Source organism: Aeromicrobium phragmitis (assembly GCF_003674095.1).
Taxonomy (GTDB): domain Bacteria; phylum Actinomycetota; class Actinomycetes; order Propionibacteriales; family Nocardioidaceae; genus Aeromicrobium; species Aeromicrobium phragmitis.
In genome coordinates this window covers 1-19,691 of the sequence record NZ_RDBF01000003.1, presented here as the reverse complement: position 1 = coordinate 19,691, position 19,691 = coordinate 1, and the positions used below count along the sequence as shown (strand labels likewise).

The following is a 19,691-nucleotide window of genomic DNA, read 5'->3' as shown; positions in this document are numbered from 1 at the left end:
CACGTCAGCGCGGGGCGACGGCGTGGTGGAGGGCGACCACCCCGCCGGTGAGGTTGCGCCAGGAGATCCCGCGCCACCCGGCCTCGCCCATGCGCACGGCGAGGCCGCGCTGGTCCGGCCACGCGCGGATCGACTCCGCGAGGTAGACGTACGACTCGGGATTCGACGAGACCGCGCGGGCGATCGGCGGCAGCGCTCGCATGAGGTAGTTGACGTAGACGAGCTCGAACGGCTTCCACGTCGGAGTGCTGAATTCGCACACGACGACGCGGCCCCCGGGTTTGGTCACCCGCAGCAGCTCGCGCAAGCCGGTGAGCGGGTCGTGGATGTTCCGCAGCCCGAACGAGATCGTGACGGCATCGAACGAGTCGTCGGCGAACGGCAGGCGCATCCCGTCACCCGCGGTGAACGGCAGCTCCGGGCGCTGGGCTTTGCCGACCTGGAGCATCCCGATCGAGAAGTCGCACGGGACCACCATCGCGCCGGCGCGAGCGAACGGAGCGCTCGAGGTGCCCGTCCCCGCCGCGAGGTCGAGAATGCGCTCGCCGGGCTTGGGGTCGACCATCGCGACGACCTGGTTCCGCCACCGGCGATCCTGCCCCAGCGACAGGACGTCGTTGGTGCGGTCGTACTTGGCGGCGACGTCGTCGAACATGCGCGCGACGTCGCGGGGATCCTTGTCCAGACCGGCTCGGCTCACCCGTTCACTGTCCCACGAGTAGGCTCGATCCACGTGAGCAACCCCATCGCCGATCCGTCTTCGGTGGACGACAACGCACCTCTCGTGGTCCGCACCCGACGCATCGACGATCCCGGCGATCTGCTCGACCTCCTGCCGCCCGAGCACGCCCTCGCCTGGGTGCATAACGGGGACGGTCTCGTGGGGTGGGGCCGCGCCGCCACGTTCTCCACCGGCGGCCCCGGACGCTTCGCCGACGCGGACGCCTGGTGGCGCGCGCAGGTGGCGCGCAGCGTCAGTCGCGACGACGTCGCCCGCCCCGGCAGCGGACTCGTCGCCTTCGGGTCGTTCGCCTTCGCCGATCACGGCGACGGCACCACGCTGGTGGTGCCCGAGGTCGTCGTCGGCCGCCGTGACGGCGTCAGCTGGATCACCACGATCAGCACGGCGCTGACCGCTCCGCCCTCACTCACGCCGCACGGCGAGCTCGGCTCCGGCCCCGCGGTGGACTTCGAGGACGATGACGAGCGTCGAGCCCACTGGCGCGACACCGTGGCAGCCGCGGTCGAACGCATCGCCGCGGGTGAACTCGACAAGGTCGTGCTCGCCCGCTCCGTCGACGCGGTGAGCGACGAGGCCGTCGACGTCCGACGCCCACTTCGCCGCCTCGCCGCGAACTATCCGAGCTGCTGGACTTTCCACGTCGACGGCTTCTTCGGTTCCACGCCCGAGATGCTGGTCCGCCTCGAGGGCGGACTCGTGACGTCCCGGGTCCTGGCCGGCACGATCCGGCGCAGCGGCGACGATCACCGCGACCTCGCCCTCGCGGCGTCGCTCGCGCACTCCAGCAAGGACCTCGAGGAGCACGAGTACGCCGTCGCGTCGGTCGCCGAGGCCCTCGCTCCGCACTGCACGGGGATGAACGTGCCGGAGGCGCCGTTCGTGCTGCACCTGCCCAACGTCATGCACCTGGCCACGGACGTCACGGGCGTGCTCCGCGCCGACGCGAGCGCGCTCTCGCTCGCGGCCGCGCTGCACCCGTCGGCGGCCGTCGGCGGCACTCCGCGGCCTGCGGCCGTCGAGCTCATCGAGGAGATCGAGGGACTCGACCGCGCACGGTACGCGGGCCCGGTCGGTTGGATCGGCGCCGACGGCGACGGCGAGTGGGGCATCGGGCTGCGCTCGGCGCAACTGCTCGACGACGGTCGGCGGGTCCGACTCTTCGCCGGCTGCGGCATCGTCGCCGACTCCGTGCCGGGTGACGAACTCGCCGAGTCCGACGCCAAGCTCGTTCCGGTCCGCACCAGCCTCACCGCCGGCTGACTGTCGGCGCTGGGCCGTAGGGTCCGGTCCATGGCACTCCCCCGCATCGACGACGCCGAGCGACGCCGCCGCGTGGGTGCGCGGCACGCCCTTGCCGCTCCCGTCGCGTCCACGGAGGATGCGGCGCGGGCGCTGGTCGCGGTCCACAGCACCGATCCAGCGTCGATGACCCTCGCCGTGGCGGCACGTCTTCAGCGACCCGATGTCGGGGACGTCGAGCGAGCGCTCTACACCGATCGCACCGTCGTCCGCGTGCTGGCGATGCGCCGCACGGTCTTCGCCGTACCGGCCGACCTCGCGCTCTCCTGCCTCGCGGCGACGGCCCAGAGCGTCGCCGGCCCGGAGCGCCGCAAGCTCGTCGGCCTGCTTCGGGACGCGCGCGTGGCCGAGGATCCCGAGGCGTGGCTCGACGCCGCCCACCGTGCCGCTCTCGCGCTGATCGAGCAGCTCGGCACGTTCAGCGCGGGCGAGCTGGCCGCCGCCGATCCCCTGCTCGCCACGCAGATCGAGATCTCACCGGGCACGAAGTATGCGACGCGCCAGTCGGTTGCGAGCCGGCTCATGACCCTCATGTCCGCCGAAGGCCACGTCGTTCGCGCTCGGCCGGACGGCGCGTGGGGCTCCACCCGGTTCCGCTGGGCCGCCATGGCCGGCTGGAGCGATCATCTCGTCGAACCCCAGGACGCGCAAAGCGCCGCCGCCGAGGTCGCCCGGCGATGGCTGTTCGCCTACGGGCCGGCCCGCCCGGAGGATCTGCAGTGGTGGACGGGGTGGACCAAACGCACCACGACCGCCGCCCTCGCGGCGCTTCCCACGGTGGAGATCCAGGGCGACGAGGGGCCGCTCATCGCGCTCGCCGACGACCTCGGTCCCACGCCGGGGTCGGCACCCTGGGTCGCCTTGTTGCCGGCCCTCGATTCCACGACGATGGGCTGGAAGCACCGGGACTGGTATCTCGGTCCCCACCGCGCCTCCCTGTACGACGTCAACGGCAACGCCGGGCCCACCGTGTGGGCCGACGGTCGGGTGGTCGGAGGCTGGGCGATCCGCGACGACGGCACCGTCGCCGTCCGTCTCTTGCAGGACCCCGGCAGCGCCGCTCGCGACGCGATCGACGACGCGGCTCACCGGCTCGAGACGTTCCTCGACGGCACCGTCGTCAAGGCACGCGCGCGCGGCTGGTCCCCCGTCGAGCGCGAGCTGCGCTCCTGAGGGGACCCTTTCTTTAATCATTCAAAACAAGCCGCTACAGTGGAGGTGATGACGACGATCTCCGCGCCCACCCCGGCGCACGAGGAACCCACCCCGCGCCAGCAGCTGCAGGCCGCGGGGTTGCGCGTCACGACCCCGCGACTCGCGGTGCTCGACGCCGTCGCCCGTCACCCGCACTCGCCTGCCGACACCGTCTTCCAGGTCGTGCGCGCCACACTCGGCGGCACCTCGGTCCAGGCGGTCTACAACGTCCTCGGCGACCTCACGGAGGCCGGCCTGCTGCGCCGGATCGAGCCCGCCGGCTCTCCCGCGCTGTACGAGCGGCGCGTCGCGGACAACCATCACCACCTCGTCTGCCGCCACTGCGGCGCGGTCGAGGACATCGACTGCGCCGTGGGGCCGGCACCGTGTCTCACGCCTTCGCAGACCCACGGATTCGCTATCGATGAAGCCGAGATCACGTTCTGGGGCCGCTGTCCCGCGTGCTCGGAATCTGCAGCACCCACCCACTGAAGGAGAAGAACTGCATGGCACAGATCCCCCAGCCGAACGACGGAACCTCGTTTGCCGCCAAACCCACGGCAGAGGCCGATCTCGGCTCGACCCGAGGCAACGGCGCCCCGGCGGAATCGGATCGCAACAGCCTGACCGTCGGCGCCGACGGGCCGATCCTGCTGCACGATGTGCACTTCATCGAGCAGATGGCGCACTTCAACCGCGAGCGGGTGCCCGAGCGCAACGTGCACGCCAAGGGCTCGGGGGCGTTCGGCGTCTTCGAGACGACCGAGGACGTCAGCGCCTACACCAAGGCCGCGCTCTTCCAGCCCGGCGCGACGACGGAGATGCTCGCCCGCTTCTCCACCGTGGCCGGCGAACAGGGCAGCCCCGACACGTGGCGCGATCCGCGTGGCTTCGCACTGAAGTTCTACACGACCGAGGGCAACTACGACCTCGTCGGCAACAACACGCCGATCTTCTTCATCCGCGACACGATGAAGTTCCCGCACTTCATCCGCTCGCAGAAGCGCCGGGGCGGCAGCGGCCTGCGCGACAACAACATGCAGTGGGACTTCTGGACCCTCAACCCCGAGTCGGCCCACCAGGTCACGTACCTCATGGGCGATCGCGGCATCCCGAAGACGTACCGCCACATGAACGGCTACGGCTCGCACACCTACCTGTGGATCAACGAGGCCGGCGACAAGCACTGGGTGAAGTACCATTTCCACAGCAACCAGGGAGTCGAGGGCTTGACCGGCGAGGAAGCCGACCGCATCGCCGGGCAGGACGCCGACTTCCACCGCCGCGACCTCTATGACGCCATCGAGCGCGGCGAGTTCCCGAGCTGGACCCTCTCGGTGCAGCTCATGCCGTACGAGGACGCCAAGACGTACCGGATCAACCCGTTCGACCTGACGAAGATCTGGCCGCACAGCGACTACCCGCTGGTCAAGGTCGGCACGATGACCCTGAACCGCAATCCGGACAACTTCTTCGCCGAGATCGAGCAGGCCGCGTTCGCCCCGTCCTCGGTCGTCCCGGGTATCGGATTCAGTCCGGACAAGATGCTGCTGGGCCGGACGTTCGCCTACGCCGACACGCAGCGGTACCGCATCGGCACGAACCACCACCAGCTGCCGGTCAACCGTCCGCGGGCCGTCGCGCAGCACAACACCTACCTGCTCGACGGCTCCATGGCCTATGAGCACAGCGGTGACGCCCCGGTCTACGCGCCCAACTCGTTCGGTCGCGGCTACTCCGACGAGACCGGCACGGTCACCGACGGCTGGGAGACCGACGGCGAGATGGTGCGCCAGGCGTACACCCTGCGGGCCGAGGACGACGACTGGTCGCAGGCCGGCACCCTCGTGCGCGAGGTCTGGAACGACGCCCAGCGCGAGGAGTTCGTCAACAACGTGGCCGGTCACCTCCTCGGTGGCGTGAAGGGCGATGTCCTCGAGCGCGCCTTCGAGTACTGGAAGAACGTCGACGCCGAGTGCGGCAAGCGGATCGAGGAGCTCGTGCGCGCCGGACTGGGCCAGCCCAACCCGGGCACCGAGACGGAGGCCGCGCAGGCCAACGCCTCGGCGCCGATCGTCGAGTCCGACACCCACGCGGGCTGACGTTCTCACCCACGAAGGAGCCGTTCACCGCGAGGTGGGCGGCTCCTTCGCCGTTCTCGCGCGATGTCGGTGGACCGGCGTAAGTTCGGCGTATGACGCGTTTCGTGTTCAACACCGCTGCGACGCTGGACGGCTACCTCGCCGACCCGGACCACTCCCTCGGCTGGCTGTTCGCGGTCGAGGGCGGCAGCTCCACCGACGCGCCCGAGCACGCCGACGCCTGGCAGGCGTTCATGGACCGTGTCGGCGTCGCGGTGTACGGTTCCTCGACCTACGAATGGGTGCTGCGCGAGTCCGACGCGCTCGCCCAGCCCGAGCAGTGGGCGCAGGCCTCCGGCGGCAAGCCGGTGGTCGTGTTCAGCACCCGTGATCTGCCGATTCCCCCAGGGGCCGACGTCCGCATCGTGCAGGGCAACGTCGCCGACCACCGCGCCGACATCGAGGCGACGGCCGCCGGAGGTGACGTGTGGATCGTCGGCGGCGGCGATCTCGTCGGGCAGTTCGATGACGCCGGGGCTCTGGACGAGATCCAGGTCAGCATCGCACCGGTCACCCTCGGCGCGGGGGCGCCGCTGCTGCCGCGACGCATCGAGTCGCACCGGATGCGTCTGGTCGATGTCGAACGCCGCGGACAGTTCGCCCACCTCACCTACGCGGTCACTCGAGGCAGGACGTAAGCGATGAGCATGCGCTAGTTTCGTCGTGTACCCACCAGACGAGGAGCACAACGTCGTGAGCCAGTCCCCAGTCAAGGTCGCCGTCACGGGTGCGGCCGGTCAAATCGGTTACAGCCTCCTGTTCCGCATCGCCAGTGGCGCGATCTTCGGACCCGACATCCCCGTCCAATTGAGACTCCTCGAGATCACCCCGGCACTGGGCGCGCTCGAGGGCGTCGTCATGGAACTCGACGACTGCGCCTTCACGACGCTGGACTCCGTCGAGATCGGCGACGATCCGCGCCATATCTTCGACGGCGTCAACCTCGCCCTCCTCGTCGGTGCGCGACCGCGCGCCAAGGGCATGGAGCGCGGCGACCTCCTGGAAGCCAACGGTGCGATCTTCACCGAGCAGGGACGCGCGCTCAACGAGGTGGCGGCCGACGACGTGCGCATCGGTGTCACGGGCAACCCCGCCAACACCAACGCGCTCATCGCGCTACGCAACGCGCCCGACATCCCGGCCGAACGGTTCAGCGCGCTCACCCGGTTGGACCATAACCGGGCCATCAGTCAGCTGGCCGCCAAGACCGGCGCGAGGGTCGGCGACATCCGCCGCATGACCATCTGGGGCAACCACTCCTCCACCCAGTACCCCGACCTCTTCCACGCCGAAGTAGGGGGCAAGAACGCCGCCGATCTCATCGACGACCAGGCGTGGATCGAGAACGACTTCATCCCCACCGTCGCGAAGCGCGGCGCCGCCATCATCGAGGCACGCGGGGCGTCGTCGGCCGCCAGCGCCGCGTCGGCCACGATCGACGCCGCTCGCGACTGGCTTACCCGCAGCGCCGAGGGCGACTGGGTCTCGATGGCCGTCGCCTCGGACGGCTCGTACGGAGTGCCCGAGGGCATCGTCTACTCGTTCCCCGTCACGTGTTCGGGCGGGGACTGGCAGATCGTCCAGGGCTTGGAGATCGACGACTTCAGCCGTGCGCGGATGGACGCCACAGCGGCCGAACTCATCGAGGAACGCGACGCGGTCGACCAGCTCGGCCTGATCTGAGCGAGGGGTCTCGCCGGTTCACAACGGCGGCTGTGGCGGCACGACGATCGCGAGTGTCACCAGCGCGACGCCGAGCAGGAGCATCCAGGCGATGTCGAAGGCCTTGCCCCGGACCCGCAGCATGCCGTGCTCATCGGGAGTCACGACGGCTCGCAGTCCCGCCGCCACGATGAACGAGGCGCCGACGACGCCTACCCCGAGACGCCAGGCGTCGACGGCGATCAGCAGCAGGCCGACGGCGACGACGACCAGCTGCGCGAGGTAGATGCGCGAACCGCGGCTGCGGGGGAGCTTCACCGCTGAGCCTGCGCCTGCGCCTCGGAGAAGTCGACCACGTTGCTCAGCAGCATGGCGCGGGTCATCGGGCCCACACCCCCGGGGTTGGGCGTGACCCAACCGGCGACGTCCCAGACGTCGGGGGCGAGGTCGCCGACGATCTTGTTGTTCTCGTCGCGGCTGACACCGACGTCGAGCAGCGCGGCGCCGGGCTTGACCATGTCGGCGGTGATGATGCCGGGCACGCCCGCCGCGGCGATGACGATGTCGGCGCGGCGCACCTCGGCCGCGAGATCCCTGGTGCCGGTGTGGCAGAGCGTCACGGTGGCGTTCTCACTGCGCCGGGTCAGCAGCAAGCCCATGGGCCGGCCCACGGTGACCCCGCGACCGATGACGACGGCGTGCTTGCCCGCGATCTCGACGTCGTGACGGCGCAGTAGCTCGATGATGCCGCGCGGCGTGCACGGCAACGGAGCCTCCTTGCCGAGCACGAGCCATCCGAGGTTGGTGGGATGGAGACCGTCGGCGTCCTTGGCAGGGTCGATCCGTCCGATCACCGCGTTCTCGTCCAGGCCGCGCGGCAGCGGCAACTGAACGATGTAGAGCGTGCATGCGGGGTCGGCGTTGAGCTGGTCGACCGCGGCCTCGACCTCGGCCTGGGTCGCGGTCGCCGGCAGATCGATGCGAATCGACTCGATACCGACTTCCGCGCAGTCGCGGTGCTTGGCTCCGACGTACCACTGGCTGGCCGGGTCGTCACCGACGAGGATCGTGCCGAGCCCCGGGACGATGCCCTGGGCGCGAAGCGCGGCGACCCGCTCGGTGAGTTCGGACTTGATCGTGGCGGCGACGGCCTTGCCGTCGAGGGTCTGCGCAGTCACCCCCACAGTTTCTCACGTGCCCGGTCGGCCTTTCCTGGGCCTAGGATGTTCCCCGACCCTCATCCCCACTCCCTCATGGAAGAGGTTATTTTGCCACGCGCACGTTTGTCCCAAGAACGCAGCCGTCAACGACGCCAAGCCCTGCTCGAGGCCGCGATCCGCGTGTTCGGCGAGGGCGGTATCCGCGCCGTCACGCACCGGGCGGTCGCGGCCGAAGCCGGCCTTCCCCTCGCCGCGACCACCTACTACTTCGCCTCGATCGATGAATTGGTTCGTGAGTCGTTGCGATATCACGTTGCGAGCTTCATCCAGTCGTTCGAGCAACTGCCCGACGTGTCGATGGACGGAGCGGGGTTGCTGGACCTCGACGTCGGCACACAGATCGTCGAGGCCGTCTTCGCGATCCGTGACCTCGACTCCTCGGCGCTGGAGCTGTCGGTCTACTTGCACGCCGCCCGAGACCCGGAACTGCGCGACGTGGCGTTCGCGGGACTTCACGCCCTCAGTTCCTTCATCACCGAAACGCTGAAGAGCGCGGGGGTCCGCGGCGACACCGAGGAGCTCGTCTCCCTCGTGACCGCGCAGGTCGTCGGGGCGGCCATGCGCCGACAGTCTCGGCCGGACGACCAGGCCGAGGCACGTCGCCTCGCACGGGCCATCCGCAATCTCGTCGCCGCTCATGTGCTCGGCGACGAGGCCGTGACGCGCGTCTTCTCCGACATCAGTGGAAGAAGTGCCGAGTCCCCGTGACATACATCGTGACCCCGGCGGCTTCGGCCGCTTCGATCGTCTGATCGTCGCGGACGGAGCCGCCGGGCTGAACGATCGCCCGCACGCCGGCGTCGAGCAGGATCTGCGGGCCGTCGGCGAACGGGAAGAACGCGTCCGACGCCGCCACCGATCCTCGGACCCGCTCCTCGCCGGCACGCTCCACGGCGAGGCGGCACGAGTCGACGCGGTTGACCTGTCCCATGCCCACGCCGACCGAGGCGCCGTCCTTGGCCAGCAGGATCGCGTTCGACTTCACCGCACGCACCGCCGTCCAGGCGAAGGCGAGGTCGGCGAGCGTGGCCTCGTCGGCCGGTTCGCCGGCCACGAGCGTCCAGTTCCGCGGGTCGTCGCCCGGGGCGTCGACGCGGTCACGCAGCTGCACGAGTAGCCCGCCGCTGATCTGCCGGAACTCCGCTGCGGGGTACTGCCCGAGCTCCGGGGCCCGCAAGATGCGGATGTTCTTCTTGCCCTGGAGCACCTCGACGGCTCCGGGCTCGTAGTCGGGCGCGACGATGACTTCGGTGAACACCTCCGCGACCTGCTCGGCCATGGCCACCGAGACCGGGCGGTTGGCGGCGATCACGCCCCCGAACGCCGAGACCGGGTCGCAGGCGTGGGCCCGCGCATGAGCCTGCGCGATGTCCTCGCCCACGGCGATCCCGCAGGGGTTGGCGTGCTTGATGATCGCGACGGCGGGACGAGCGTGATCGAAGGCCGCGCGGATGGCGGCGTCGGTGTCGACGTAGTTGTTGTAGCTCATCTCCTTGCCGTGCAGCTGCTCGGCGCCGGCGAGGCCGCCGAAGCCGTCGGCGTACAGCGCGGCCTCCTGGTGCGGGTTCTCGCCGTAGCGCAAGACGTCCTGCTTGTCCCAGGTCTCGGCGACGAAAGCCGGCCAGCCGTCCTCAGCTGCGTCGTAGGACGACGCGAACCACGAGGCGACCGCGGCGTCGTACGCCGCGGTGTGCGCGAACGCCTGCGCCGCGAGGTGGCGCCGCTGCGCGAAGGTGAAGCCACCCTCGGACAGCGCCGAGCGTACGTCGCCGTAGGCGTCCGGCGATACGGCGACCGCGACGCTCGGGTGATTCTTGGCCGCGGCGCGGACCATCGACGGGCCCCCGATGTCGATCTGCTCGACGACCTCGTCGGGCGCCGCGCCGGACGCGACGGTCTCGCGGAAGGGATACAGGTTCACGACCACCAGGTCGAAGGGCTCGATGCCGAGCTCGGACAGCTGCTCGCGGTGCCGCTCCAGCCGGCGGTCGGCGAGGATGCCGGCGTGCACGCGCGGATGCAGCGTCTTCACCCGCCCGTCGAGGCACTCGGGGAAGTTCGTGAGCTCCTCGACCGGTGTCACGGCGACGCCGGCCGCCTCGATCGCCTTCGCGGTCGACCCGGTCGACACGATCTGCACCCCGGCGGCCTGCAGGTCGCGGGCGAGGTCCTCGAGCCCGGTCTTGTCATATACCGAGACGAGCGCCCGGCGGAGCGGTTGACGATCGGAGGAGGTCATTCGGTGGAGTCCTTTGTCTGCTGGCGGATGATGCGACGCCCGTCGACGGCGAACGGCTCGCGGGCGAGCCGCCCCACCCAGTCGACGAGCATCTGACGTTCACTGACCTTGATGCGTTCGTGCAGGGACGCGACATCGTCGTCGTCGAGGACCGGGACGGCGACCTGAGCGACGATCGGCCCGGTGTCGACACCCTCGTCGACGACGAACAACGTGGCACCGGTGATCTTGACGCCGTACTCGAGGGCGTCCCGGGGCCCGTGCATGCCTGGGAAGGACGGCGACAGCGCGGGATGGGTGTTGAGGGTGCGCCCGCCGAACCTCCGGAGAAAGGCCGGGCCGGTCAGCTTCATGAAGCCCGCGAGAACCACGAGATCGGGCTCGTACTGGGCAACCTGCTCGGCGAGTGCGGCGTCCCACGCCTCCCGGTCGGGAAAGTCGCCGAGCCGCACGACGAAGGTCGGTACGCCCGCGCGCTCGGCCCGTCGCAGCCCTTCGATGTCGGCGCGATCGGCGCCGACGGCGGTGACCTGCGCCCCGTAGCCGGGGTCGGCGGTGGCGTCGAGGAGAGCCTGGAGGTTGGTTCCGCTGCCGGACACCAGCACGACGAGTCGCGCCGGCGCGGCGGCGCGGTCATTCGCTGTCGGCACGGGCTCCACGATAGTGGGACGCGAGGGCACCGAGCGCGCCACCCACGGACATGGACGCGATCGCCACCAGCAGCGTGCTCAGCACCGGCGGCCCGGCCTCGGCGAGCAACCCCGGACCGATGGCTCCGCGACCACTGATCGCGATCAGCGCGAGCAGCAGGCCGGCCACCGCTCCCGCCAGCGCGGCGTGGCCGAGCCGCTCGATCAACCGCTCGGTCGCGAGACGCTCGATGAGACGCGATCCCGCCCACCCGGCCGCGAGAACCGGGATCGCCATGATCACGACGACGGCGTCGGCGAACGGGCCCGGCTCGGGGAGGATCGCCAGCGGCGGGAAGGCCGGGAGCGTCCCGACATCGATACCGGCGATGTCCACTCGTGTGTCGACGCCGAGCGCGATGCCCGGGCCGAGAATGACCGCGAGGGCCCACGCCACGATCGTCGGCAGGGCCAGCAGACACACCAGGCCGAGGACGAGTCCGCCCGTGTAGCCCGGATCGAGGGCCGCCCAGAGGTCGGCCGCCGCGTTGACCCGGCTCGCCGCGATGACCATCACGAGAACGAACGCGGCCAGGACGACGACCCCAGCCGCGCGCAGCCCTTCCGCCAGCGCCGGAACGAAGGGGCGGACGCGGACCGGCAGCCGGCGCGAACGCGGATGGCGGACCGCGACCGAGACCGCCGCGCCGATGCCCACGACGAGGAAGGCGCCGAACGCTGCGCGCGCGAACGACGTGGTGACCGTCGAGGTCGAGGTGACGGCGGAGAGCACGGCGGCGAGCGCACCGGCGACCCCGCCGCTGATCGCACCGAATCCGATCGCGTCATCAGCTCCGCCGCGGCCCGCGATGGCGGCCACCACGGCGGCGACGAACGCGGCGAGGAGTGCTCCACCGAGCGGCAGGAGCGCGATCGTCGCGCCCCCGACCTCGATGGACGAACCGACTGCCAGCAACCAGGCGCGCGCGCCGACACGAAGGGTGTCGAAACCGAGATGGCGGGTCGCGGCCGCTGCCGCCACGACGCAGACCACGACCGGGATCAGCACGGCGAGCACGCCGGTCAGCAGTGCCGGCCGCCACGGATCGGTGCGGTGGAACGTGGAGGAAGCAGGCACTCGACAATCCAACCTGTAAAGTTGCGACGTTGCACCCAGCCACGCCGAGACCCCCGAGGAGGCGAGTGCGATGACCCGTGTCGACGAGTTCGACAACTTCTACCGCGCCACCCGCCGCCGGGTGCTGGCGACGACGTACGCCCTCTGCGGCGACCGCCAGGTGGCTCGGGACGCGACGCTGGACGCCTACCAGCGCGCGTGGCGCTCGTGGGGCAGTTTGCGCGGCCGGGACCCGGTGGCCTACGTCCGCGACCAGGCCTCGAAGCTCACAGTGTTCAACCGGAGCACGCATCCGCTGCGCCGTCGACACGAGGAGGACGGTGACCAGGCGTTGCTCGAGGCGCTGCACCGCCTCGACTACGACGAACGCCGCATCGTCACGCTGCTGACCGTGGCCGGAGTCGACCTCGACGACGCCACCGTCGAGATGCAGGTCGACGACGCCGTGGGCATGGAGCTGGCCACCAACGCGCTGACGGCGCTGGAGAAGGCGCTCGAGCAGCCGCTGGAGAGCCTCGAGGGGCGGCTCACCCAGCTTCGCGAAACCGTCGAGGGCCTCGAGCTCCCTGACCCCGAGCGCGTCCGGCGCGCGGCCAAGCGCAGTGGCCGACGCAATTCGGCGCTGCTCGTCGCCGCGACGGTGCTCGCGTTGTTCGCAGGCGGATTCGCGGCCACGAACGGTGACGCGTTCGGGACGCTCGAAGCGGTGCCCTACCGCGAGAAGATCGGCGCCGAGCGGCCGGACGTCATTCTCGACTCGCACAACATCGACACCGACGACCTCCTCTCACGCGAGCAGGTCCAGCGGCTCAACCCCGAACGTGAATGGACGGTCGACGCGACCGAGACCGACACGGTCAACGAGACCCCGTACTCGACGTGTCCGCCCACCCGATTCGCCGACCCGGACCCGCTCAAGGTCTTCGTGCGGGCGTACAGCACGGAGCCTTCGGCCGAGCGGGTCGCGCAGTCGATCGAGGTCTCCCGCAGCCGCGAGGCGTCCGAGGCGGCCTACGGCACGTTGTTGGGCTGGTACGCCAACTGCGCCCACCCGCGCACCCGTCTGATCGACTCGTACACCGTCAAGCGCCCGTTCGGCGACTTCAAGATCCTGCGCCTGCAGTCGTACCGCGAGCCCGCCCGCTTCATCAGCGTCGGGCTTGCGCAATCGGGCACGGTCACGAGCACCCTCATCCACGAGGTCAACGGCACGGAGCCGACCGACGTCGAGACCTTCGCCCGCAGCCTCAACGACTCGATCGCGAAGGTGTGTGCCGATTCCGGTGGCGAGTGCACCGACGAGATCACCGTCGAGCCGAGCCTTCCCCCGCAGACCGAACAGTTCCCGCGGTTCCTGAGCGTCGTCGACATGCCGCCATTGGGCCAGGTCGACCGGGTCTGGGCCGCCGGCCCCGCGCAGGCGCCGAACGGCGGCCTCAACCCGGCCGCCTCGCTGTGTGACAAGACCGACTTCAGCGGCGAGGGCTTCAGCGACGTCGCGACCCGGCTCATCGCCATCCCCGACGCCACCGAGCTGCCGCAGGAGTTCGCCGTCGCCCAGACGGTGGCCCGCACTGCTTCTCCCGAGGCCGCCGAGGCGCTCGTCGGCGAGATCGCCGCCAAGGTCGACGGCTGCGGCGACACCGAGCTGTCCGCGCAGATCGACGAACGACAGGAGATCGCCGGTCCCGGCTATGCCGGCGTCGGCTGGCGGTTGAGCTTCGAGACCGGCCGCGACCAGCGCGTGAACTACCGCATGGGCGTCGTCCGCCGCGGACCCCATGTCACGCAGGTCTTGGCCCCGCCGTCGGGCGAGAACGTCTTCTCGGCCGAGGAGTTCGCCGCCCTCATGGACCGCGCCGGCCAACGCCTCGTCTACGCCGACCAGTAACCGCCCAGCACCCGGACTGACCGCTCTAGGTGTTCGAGTAGCCGCGAGGAACGAGCGGCGTATCGAGACCACACCTTACGCAACCTGGTCTCGCTCCATGTCGGTCGCTGAGCGACCTCCTACTCGACCACCTATGACCCAGGAACGACGAGAGCCCCGGCCGGGGGGCCGGGGCTCTCGTCGTCGTGCGTGGCTCAGAGGCTCTGCAGGATCTCCCGCATGAGCGCGGCGGTCTCGCTCGGCGTCCTGCCGACCTTGACGCCCGCGGCCTCGAGGGCCTCCTTCTTGGCCGCGGCCGTACCCGAGGAACCGGAGACGATGGCGCCGGCGTGACCCATCGTCTTGCCCTCCGGAGCGGTGAAGCCGGCGACGTAGCCGACGACGGGCTTGGTCACGTTGGCCTTGATGAACTCGGCCGCCCGCTCCTCGGCGTCGCCCCCGATCTCGCCGATCATGACGATCGCCTTGGTGTCGGGGTCCGCCTCGAACGCCTCGAGGGCGTCGATGTGCGTCGTACCGATGATCGGGTCGCCGCCGATGCCGATGGCGGTCGTGAAGCCGAAGTCACGCAGCTCGTACATCATCTGGTACGTCAGCGTGCCCGACTTGGAGACCAGACCGATCGGGCCCTTGCCGGCGATGGTGGCCGGCGTGATGCCCGCGAGGGCCTCGCCCGGCGTGATGATGCCCGGGCAGTTGGGGCCGATGATGCGCGTCGTGGTGCCCTGCGAGTGCGCGAAGAACTCGGCGGTGTCCTGCACCGGGATGCCCTCGGTGATGACGACGAGCAGCTCGATGCCGGCGTCGATGGCCTCCATAGCGGCGTCCTTGGCGAACGCCGGCGGCACGAAGACGACCGACACGTTGGCACCGGTCTCCTGCATGGCCTCGGAGACCGAGCCGAACACGGGAAGCTCGACGTCCTTGCCCTCGGCGTCGACGTGGCTCACGGTCGTGCCGGCCTTGCGGGCGTTGACGCCGCCCACGATGTTCGTACCGGCCTTGAGCATGAGGGCCGTGTGCTTCGTGCCCTCGCCACCGGTGATGCCCTGGACGATGACCTTGGAGTCGGAGTTCAGATAGATCGACATGCTGTTCCTCAGTCCTTACGCGTTCGCGAGCTCGGCGGCCTTGTCGGCGGCACCGTCCATGGTGTCGACCTGGGTCACCAGCGGGTGGTTCAGTTCGTCGAGGATGGCGCGGCCTTCCTCGACCTTGTTGCCGTCGAGGCGGACCACGAGCGGCTTGGTGGCGTTGTCGCCGAGCAGCTCCAGCGCGCCCTTGATGCCGTTGGCCACGGCGTCGCACGCCGTGATGCCACCGAACACGTTGACGAAGACGCTCTTGACTTGCGGGTCGCCGAGGATCACGTCGAGGCCGTTGGCCATGACCTCGGCCGAGGCGCCGCCGCCGATGTCGAGGAAGTTGGCGGGCTTGACGTTGCCGCGCGCCTCACCGGCGTACGCGACGACGTCGAGCGTGCTCATGACGAGGCCCGCGCCGTTGCCGATGATGCCGACCTCACCGTCGAGCTTGACGTAGTTGAGGCCCTTCTCCTTGGCCTTGGCCTCGAGCGGGTCGGCCGCGGCCTTGTCCTCGAACTGAGCGTGATCGGGGTGGCGGAAGTCAGCGTTCTCGTCGAGCGAGACCTTGCCGTCGAGCGCCTCGAGCTTGTCGCCGGCGAGACGGGCGAGCGGGTTGACCTCGACGAGGGTGGCGTCCTCCTCGACGAAGACCTTCCACAGCGCGAGGATGGTGCCGACGGCCTGGTCGGCGAGCTCGAGCGGGAAGCGGGCGTCGGCGACGATCTCACGCGCCTTCTGCTCGTCGACGCCCGTGGTCGCGTCGACCGGGATCTGGCGGACAGCGTCGGGGTTGGTCTTGGCGACCTCCTCGATCTCCACGCCGCCCTCGACGCTCGCGATGGTGAGGTAGCTGCGGTTGCCGCGGTCGAGCAGGAAGGAGAAGTAGTACTCCTCGACGATCTCGGCCGCCGGAACGATGAGGACGCGGTTGACCGTGAGGCCCTTGATCTCCATCCCGAGGATGTTCGACGCGTGCTCGTAAGCCTCGTCGGGGGTCTTGGCCAACTTGACGCCGCCGGCCTTGCCGCGGCCACCAGCCTTGACCTGCGCCTTGACGACCACGGTGCCGCCGATCTGCTCAGCAGCGGCCTTGGCCTCGTCGGCGGTGGTGACCACGCTGCCGAGCGTGACCGGCACATCGTGCTTGGCGAAGAGCTCCTTCGCCTGGTACTCCATCAAATCCACGGTGACAACCGTCCTTCGTCGAGTTAGCGGCGCTCCCCCAGGGCAGTGAGCACCCTTCGAGCCGTGCCGACTTTAACGCTCCCTACCCCTCCTCGGCACGGCGGGGCGGGATTCGGCCCTGCAACGACGGGGGCCTAACACCCGACGACGCGGACGGCGATATCAGTCGCGTCGGTCTGGGCGAGGGCGGTCACGACCGCGTCGCAGGCATCGGCATCCGCCACGACGACTTCGGCGACGTCCTCACTGACGGCCGTCGCGGCGAGCTGTTGAGCCCCGACGCCGGCGCCGACGAAGATCACCCCGGCCCCCGCGTCGCGCAGCCGTCGCGCCTCCGTGATGAGCGCAGCCTCCTCGCCGCGGGGCGAGCCGACGACGATGCGTGGTCCGGTCATGACCCCCACTGTGGCACGTGTCCAGGGACACGCGGACGGATGCGTTTCACTTCGCCGAGATGGTTGAAAACGGTCACCACCCATGCGCTAGGCTCGACCGAGTTGTCCACCATCGATACGGAGTGTGTGTGAAGTCGACAGGGCCTCGTCGCCGACTCGACAGTCCGCAGACCCCGCGCACCCCGCGTAAGGGGAAGCGCGTTGCCAGCAAACAGCGATCCCTCAATCTTCGTGTGACGCCCGCCATCGTCGGCCTCGTGGCCGTCGCCTCGGCGGGCGTCGGCACGGTTGCTGTCGGCGGGGTCGCCGACAGCGGCGCCCTCTCGTCGAACTCGTACCAGACGCTCAGCCAGAACTACGTGGGCGGCATGGAGCTCGGCGGCACCAACGCCGTCGACATCAGCCGCGACTTCGACCGCCAGCTCATCCAGGAGCAGAGCGACCGCCAGGCCGAGCAGATCGAGCTGGCCCGCCAGCAGGTCGAGCAGGCCGTCGAGTCCTACACCGAGGAAGTCGCCAACCAGTGGGTCGTGCCGGTCGCCGGCTACCGCCTCACCGCGCGCTTCGGTCAGTCAAGCGGCCTGTGGTCCAGCGGCCGTCACACCGGTCTCGACTTCGCCGGCCCGTCCGGCTCCACCATCGTCTCGGTCGCCGCCGGCACCGTGAAGTCCGCCGGCTACGAGGGCGCGTACGGCAACAAGACCGTCATCGTGCTCGAGGACGGCACCGAGATCTGGTACGCGCACCAGAGCCGGATCTCGGTCTCCGAGGGCGACATGGTCCGCCCCGGTGACGTCATCGGTTACACCGGCTCCACCGGCAACGTCACCGGTCCGCACCTCCACCTCGAGGTCCGCCCCGGCGGCGGAGATCCGGTCGACCCGGTCGCCGCCTTCAGCAACCACAACGTCTCCCTCTGACCCGCATAGCCGCGGCGGAGCAGCGCGCGCGAGCGACCGACGTCACTCGGTCTCGATACGTCGGTCGCTGAGCGACCTCCTACTCGACCACCCGCACCCGGGTGAGTCGGCACTCGGCGTCAAGGCACGTTGTCGGTGGTCGAGTAGCCCGCGAGGAACGAGCGGGCATTGGAGCCGTGGCAACGAGGGCGTAGCCGCCACGGAGGGAGACCACACCCCGCTCAGAGGCGGATGTAGGCGGGGTACTTGGCGGTGAGGCCGTCGCCGCTGGAAGTGCCGGTCAGCCGGCGTTTGACCCAGGGGCCGGCGTACTCGCGGACCCACTCCACGTTGGCAGCGCGTCGCTCGGCACCCGACATCGGCGGGATCTCCATCAACGGCAGGGTCTCCAGCTCGTGGCGCACGCCGAGGGCTTCGAGGACCGCCATGGCCATGCGCTGGTGTCCCGCGCTCGACATGTGCATACGGTCGATATCCCACATCCGGTCGTCGCGATAGTCGCGCAACCGCCAGAAGTCCACCAGGGTCGCCCCATGAGTTTCCGCGATCTCGCGCACGAGCTCGTTGTAGATCGCGAACCGCCCGCGCAGCGAGCCGAAGATGGGGTATCCAGCGGGATCGAACGCCGTGAACACCACGAGTCGAGCACCGGTCGCGGCCAGCTTGCCGAGGGCGTCGTCGTAGAGCCCCATCAAGTCGTCGATGTCGACCTTCGGACGCAGGATGTCGTTGGCGCCCGCGTAGATGGTGATGAGGTCAGGCTGCAGAGCGATCGCCGGCTCGAGCTGCTCCGCGACGATCGGGCGCAGCTTGCGGCCGCGGATCGCCAGGTTCGCGTAGCCGAAATCGGGCTCGTCCCGGCCGAGCACCTCCGCCACGCGATCGGCCCAACCGCGCACGCCGTTCGGGCGGCTCGGGTCCGGGTCACCAACGCCTTCGGTGAACGAATCTCCCAAGGCCACGAAGCGTCGAAAAGTCACGCACCCACGGTACTCGGCGGTAACTAACCCGGCCGCTTCCGGTAGGGATGTGGCCGCAGGTGTAGGTGGTCGAGTAGCGGCGCCCTTCGATACGCCGCTCGTTCCTCGCGGCTACTCAGGAACCGGAACGAGCCGTGTATCGAGACCACGCGGCGTGACGTGGTCTCGATACGGCCCTCGTTCCTCGGGCCTACTCGACCTAGGTGGTCGAGTAGCGGCGAGCTCTGCGAGCCGCAATGGAGCCGTGGCAGTGAGGGCGTAGCCGCCACGGAGCGAGACCACATACGTGGCGTGGTCTCGATACGTCGGTCGCTGAGCGACCTCCTACTCGACCACCTAAGGGAGATGTAGGTGCGAGCCGCAATGGAGCCGTGGCAGTGAGGGCGTAGCCGCCACGGAGCGAGACCACATCTCACGTGACGTGGTCTCGATACCTCGGTCGCTGAGCGACCTCCTACTCGACCACCGATGTTGGGGTTGTGAACAAGGTCGTGGGAGTGTCGGTGGCCTTCTCTAGGTTGGGAACATGATCGAGAGCAGCTCTGACGTCCGGGTCGGCCTGGTGGCCGAGTTGCGGCGCGAGAATGCTCTCGCGGAGTACCGCCGCTGGTCGGGCATGCTGGAATACCTCGACGCCGAGACGGCTCGGATTGAGCGGGAGCTCGAACCGCGGGCGCGGGAGCTTGAGGTCGCGGCGGTGCGGTCGGTGATCGCCCAGGCGAACGGGTGGAGTGAGCATCAGCTGGCCGCGCGTCTGCATGAGGCCGAGACCGCGCGCGATGACCTGCCGGCCGTGTGGGCGGCGTTCGGTGATGGGGAGTTGGATGCGGCGCGGGTGTCGATCATCGCGGCCGGCGCCTGGAAGCTGACCGAGGAACGGTCGGTCGAGAAGCTCGACCGCCAAGTCGTCTCCTACGCTGCCACGCACACCACCGGCGAACTACGCCAGTGGATGCGGCGGTTCATCGCCC

Annotated in this window: 20 protein-coding genes; 10 read left to right on the top strand and 10 right to left on the bottom strand. The window is 69.7% G+C overall.

All coding sequences use genetic code 11. The features are described from left to right. Positions 1-4: 4 nt before the first annotated feature. On the bottom strand, positions 5-700 hold the full coding sequence (locus tag D9V41_RS04710; protein WP_121793715.1) for a demethylmenaquinone methyltransferase: 696 nt from the start codon (positions 698-700) through the stop codon (positions 5-7). Positions 701-733: 33 nt separating this feature from the next. On the opposite strand from D9V41_RS04710, the gene D9V41_RS04705 reads away from it, so the two are divergent. The 6 genes from D9V41_RS04705 (at position 734) to D9V41_RS04680 (ending at position 7,059) form a co-directional block, all read left to right on the top strand. After that, positions 734-2,002 (top strand): isochorismate synthase, encoded by a 1,269-nt coding sequence (locus tag D9V41_RS04705; protein WP_121793401.1) that lies wholly within the window; start codon positions 734-736, stop codon positions 2,000-2,002. Positions 2,003-2,032: 30 nt separating this feature from the next. Then, positions 2,033-3,214: a winged helix DNA-binding domain-containing protein gene (locus D9V41_RS04700; RefSeq protein ID WP_208006750.1), complete on the top strand. Its 1,182-nt coding sequence runs from the start codon at positions 2,033-2,035 to the stop codon at positions 3,212-3,214. Positions 3,215-3,262: 48 nt separating this feature from the next. Beyond that, entirely contained in the window at positions 3,263-3,727 is a 465-nt protein-coding gene (locus D9V41_RS04695) for a Fur family transcriptional regulator (protein ID WP_121793400.1), read from the top strand. Between the two features lie 14 nt (positions 3,728-3,741). Continuing rightward, a complete protein-coding gene (locus D9V41_RS04690) occupies positions 3,742-5,337 on the top strand; it encodes a catalase (protein WP_121793399.1) in 1,596 nt (531 codons plus the stop codon). Between the two features lie 92 nt (positions 5,338-5,429). Continuing rightward, complete coding sequence (locus tag D9V41_RS04685; protein ID WP_121793398.1) at positions 5,430-6,014, top strand: dihydrofolate reductase family protein; 585 nt, start codon at positions 5,430-5,432, stop codon at positions 6,012-6,014. A 55-nt stretch (positions 6,015-6,069) separates the two neighbouring features. Further along, positions 6,070-7,059, top strand: coding sequence for a malate dehydrogenase (locus D9V41_RS04680; RefSeq protein ID WP_121793713.1), 990 nt, complete (start codon positions 6,070-6,072; stop codon positions 7,057-7,059). Positions 7,060-7,077: 18 nt separating this feature from the next. Here D9V41_RS04680 and D9V41_RS04675 read toward each other — a convergent pair whose 3' ends face one another. Both D9V41_RS04675 and D9V41_RS04670 read right to left on the bottom strand, forming a co-directional pair. Continuing rightward, positions 7,078-7,356 carry a DUF3017 domain-containing protein gene (locus tag D9V41_RS04675; protein WP_166375918.1) on the bottom strand — a complete coding sequence of 93 codons (279 nt, stop codon included), beginning with the start codon at positions 7,354-7,356 and terminating at the stop codon, positions 7,078-7,080. After that, positions 7,353-8,216: a bifunctional methylenetetrahydrofolate dehydrogenase/methenyltetrahydrofolate cyclohydrolase gene (locus tag D9V41_RS04670; RefSeq protein WP_121793397.1), complete on the bottom strand. Its 864-nt coding sequence runs from the start codon at positions 8,214-8,216 to the stop codon at positions 7,353-7,355. Before D9V41_RS04670 ends, D9V41_RS04675 begins: the two co-directional genes overlap by 4 nt. Before the next feature lie 105 nt (positions 8,217-8,321). Between D9V41_RS04670 and D9V41_RS04665 the strand changes: the two genes are divergently transcribed. Further along, a complete protein-coding gene (locus D9V41_RS04665) occupies positions 8,322-8,966 on the top strand; it encodes a TetR/AcrR family transcriptional regulator (protein ID WP_208006749.1) in 645 nt (214 codons plus the stop codon). Here the strand turns inward: D9V41_RS04665 and purH are convergent. Genes purH through D9V41_RS04650 form a run of 3 tightly spaced genes read right to left on the bottom strand, consistent with a single transcriptional unit; the run spans position 8,938 to position 12,264 of the window. Next, a complete protein-coding gene (gene purH, locus D9V41_RS04660) occupies positions 8,938-10,497 on the bottom strand; it encodes a bifunctional phosphoribosylaminoimidazolecarboxamide formyltransferase/IMP cyclohydrolase (protein WP_121793395.1) in 1,560 nt (519 codons plus the stop codon). The genes D9V41_RS04665 and purH overlap by 29 nt on opposite strands. After that, complete coding sequence (gene purN / locus D9V41_RS04655; RefSeq protein WP_208006748.1) at positions 10,494-11,147, bottom strand: phosphoribosylglycinamide formyltransferase; 654 nt, start codon at positions 11,145-11,147, stop codon at positions 10,494-10,496. The genes purH and purN overlap by 4 nt, the downstream gene beginning before the upstream one ends. Further along, positions 11,131-12,264, bottom strand: a complete 1,134-nt coding sequence (locus tag D9V41_RS04650; RefSeq protein WP_166375917.1) for a cell division protein PerM — start codon at positions 12,262-12,264, stop codon at positions 11,131-11,133. Before D9V41_RS04650 ends, purN begins: the two co-directional genes overlap by 17 nt. 70 nt (positions 12,265-12,334) lie before the next feature. Here D9V41_RS04650 and D9V41_RS04640 point away from each other — a divergent pair, with 70 nt between their 5' ends. After that, complete coding sequence (locus tag D9V41_RS04640; protein WP_121793391.1) at positions 12,335-14,155, top strand: SigE family RNA polymerase sigma factor; 1,821 nt, start codon at positions 12,335-12,337, stop codon at positions 14,153-14,155. A gap of 194 nt (positions 14,156-14,349) precedes the next feature. Here D9V41_RS04640 and sucD read toward each other — a convergent pair whose 3' ends face one another. The 3 genes from sucD to D9V41_RS04625 all read right to left on the bottom strand — a co-directional run bounded on the left by sucD (position 14,350) and on the right by D9V41_RS04625 (position 16,820). Beyond that, entirely contained in the window at positions 14,350-15,246 is an 897-nt protein-coding gene (gene sucD, locus D9V41_RS04635) for a succinate--CoA ligase subunit alpha (RefSeq protein WP_121793390.1), read from the bottom strand. A gap of 15 nt (positions 15,247-15,261) precedes the next feature. Continuing rightward, positions 15,262-16,425 carry an ADP-forming succinate--CoA ligase subunit beta gene (gene sucC / locus D9V41_RS04630; RefSeq protein ID WP_121793389.1) on the bottom strand — a complete coding sequence of 388 codons (1,164 nt, stop codon included), beginning with the start codon at positions 16,423-16,425 and terminating at the stop codon, positions 15,262-15,264. Between the two features lie 134 nt (positions 16,426-16,559). Then, the gene (locus D9V41_RS04625) at positions 16,560-16,820 is read right to left on the bottom strand and encodes an SDR family oxidoreductase (protein WP_121793388.1); all 261 of its coding nucleotides are present in this window, start codon (positions 16,818-16,820) and stop codon (positions 16,560-16,562) included. Positions 16,821-17,053: 233 nt separating this feature from the next. On the opposite strand from D9V41_RS04625, the gene D9V41_RS04620 reads away from it, so the two are divergent. After that, positions 17,054-17,740, top strand: coding sequence for a M23 family metallopeptidase (locus tag D9V41_RS04620; RefSeq protein WP_208006747.1), 687 nt, complete (start codon positions 17,054-17,056; stop codon positions 17,738-17,740). A 221-nt stretch (positions 17,741-17,961) separates the two neighbouring features. Here D9V41_RS04620 and D9V41_RS04615 read toward each other — a convergent pair whose 3' ends face one another. Then, positions 17,962-18,720, bottom strand: coding sequence for an SGNH/GDSL hydrolase family protein (locus tag D9V41_RS04615; RefSeq protein WP_121793387.1), 759 nt, complete (start codon positions 18,718-18,720; stop codon positions 17,962-17,964). Between the two features lie 526 nt (positions 18,721-19,246). On the opposite strand from D9V41_RS04615, the gene D9V41_RS04610 reads away from it, so the two are divergent. Continuing rightward, the coding region (locus tag D9V41_RS04610; RefSeq protein WP_121793386.1) for a DUF222 domain-containing protein at positions 19,247-19,691 on the top strand (445 nt) is incomplete at its 3' end.

Bases quoted from the DNA above. Each gene is read 5' to 3' on its own strand.
- D9V41_RS04700 (WP_208006750.1), top strand. From the start codon at position 2,033: ATGGCACTCCCCCGCATCGACGACGCCGAGCGACGCCGCCGCGTGGGT.
- D9V41_RS04695 (WP_121793400.1), top strand. From the start codon at position 3,263: ATGACGACGATCTCCGCGCCCACCCCGGCGCACGAGGAACCCACCCCG.
- D9V41_RS04690 (WP_121793399.1), top strand. From the start codon at position 3,742: ATGGCACAGATCCCCCAGCCGAACGACGGAACCTCGTTTGCCGCCAAA.
- D9V41_RS04685 (WP_121793398.1), top strand. From the start codon at position 5,430: ATGACGCGTTTCGTGTTCAACACCGCTGCGACGCTGGACGGCTACCTC.
- purH (WP_121793395.1), bottom strand. From the start codon at position 10,497: ATGACCTCCTCCGATCGTCAACCGCTCCGCCGGGCGCTCGTCTCGGTA.
- D9V41_RS04640 (WP_121793391.1), top strand. From the start codon at position 12,335: ATGACCCGTGTCGACGAGTTCGACAACTTCTACCGCGCCACCCGCCGC.
- sucD (WP_121793390.1), bottom strand. From the start codon at position 15,246: ATGTCGATCTATCTGAACTCCGACTCCAAGGTCATCGTCCAGGGCATC.
- D9V41_RS04625 (WP_121793388.1), bottom strand. From the start codon at position 16,820: ATGACCGGACCACGCATCGTCGTCGGCTCGCCCCGCGGCGAGGAGGCT.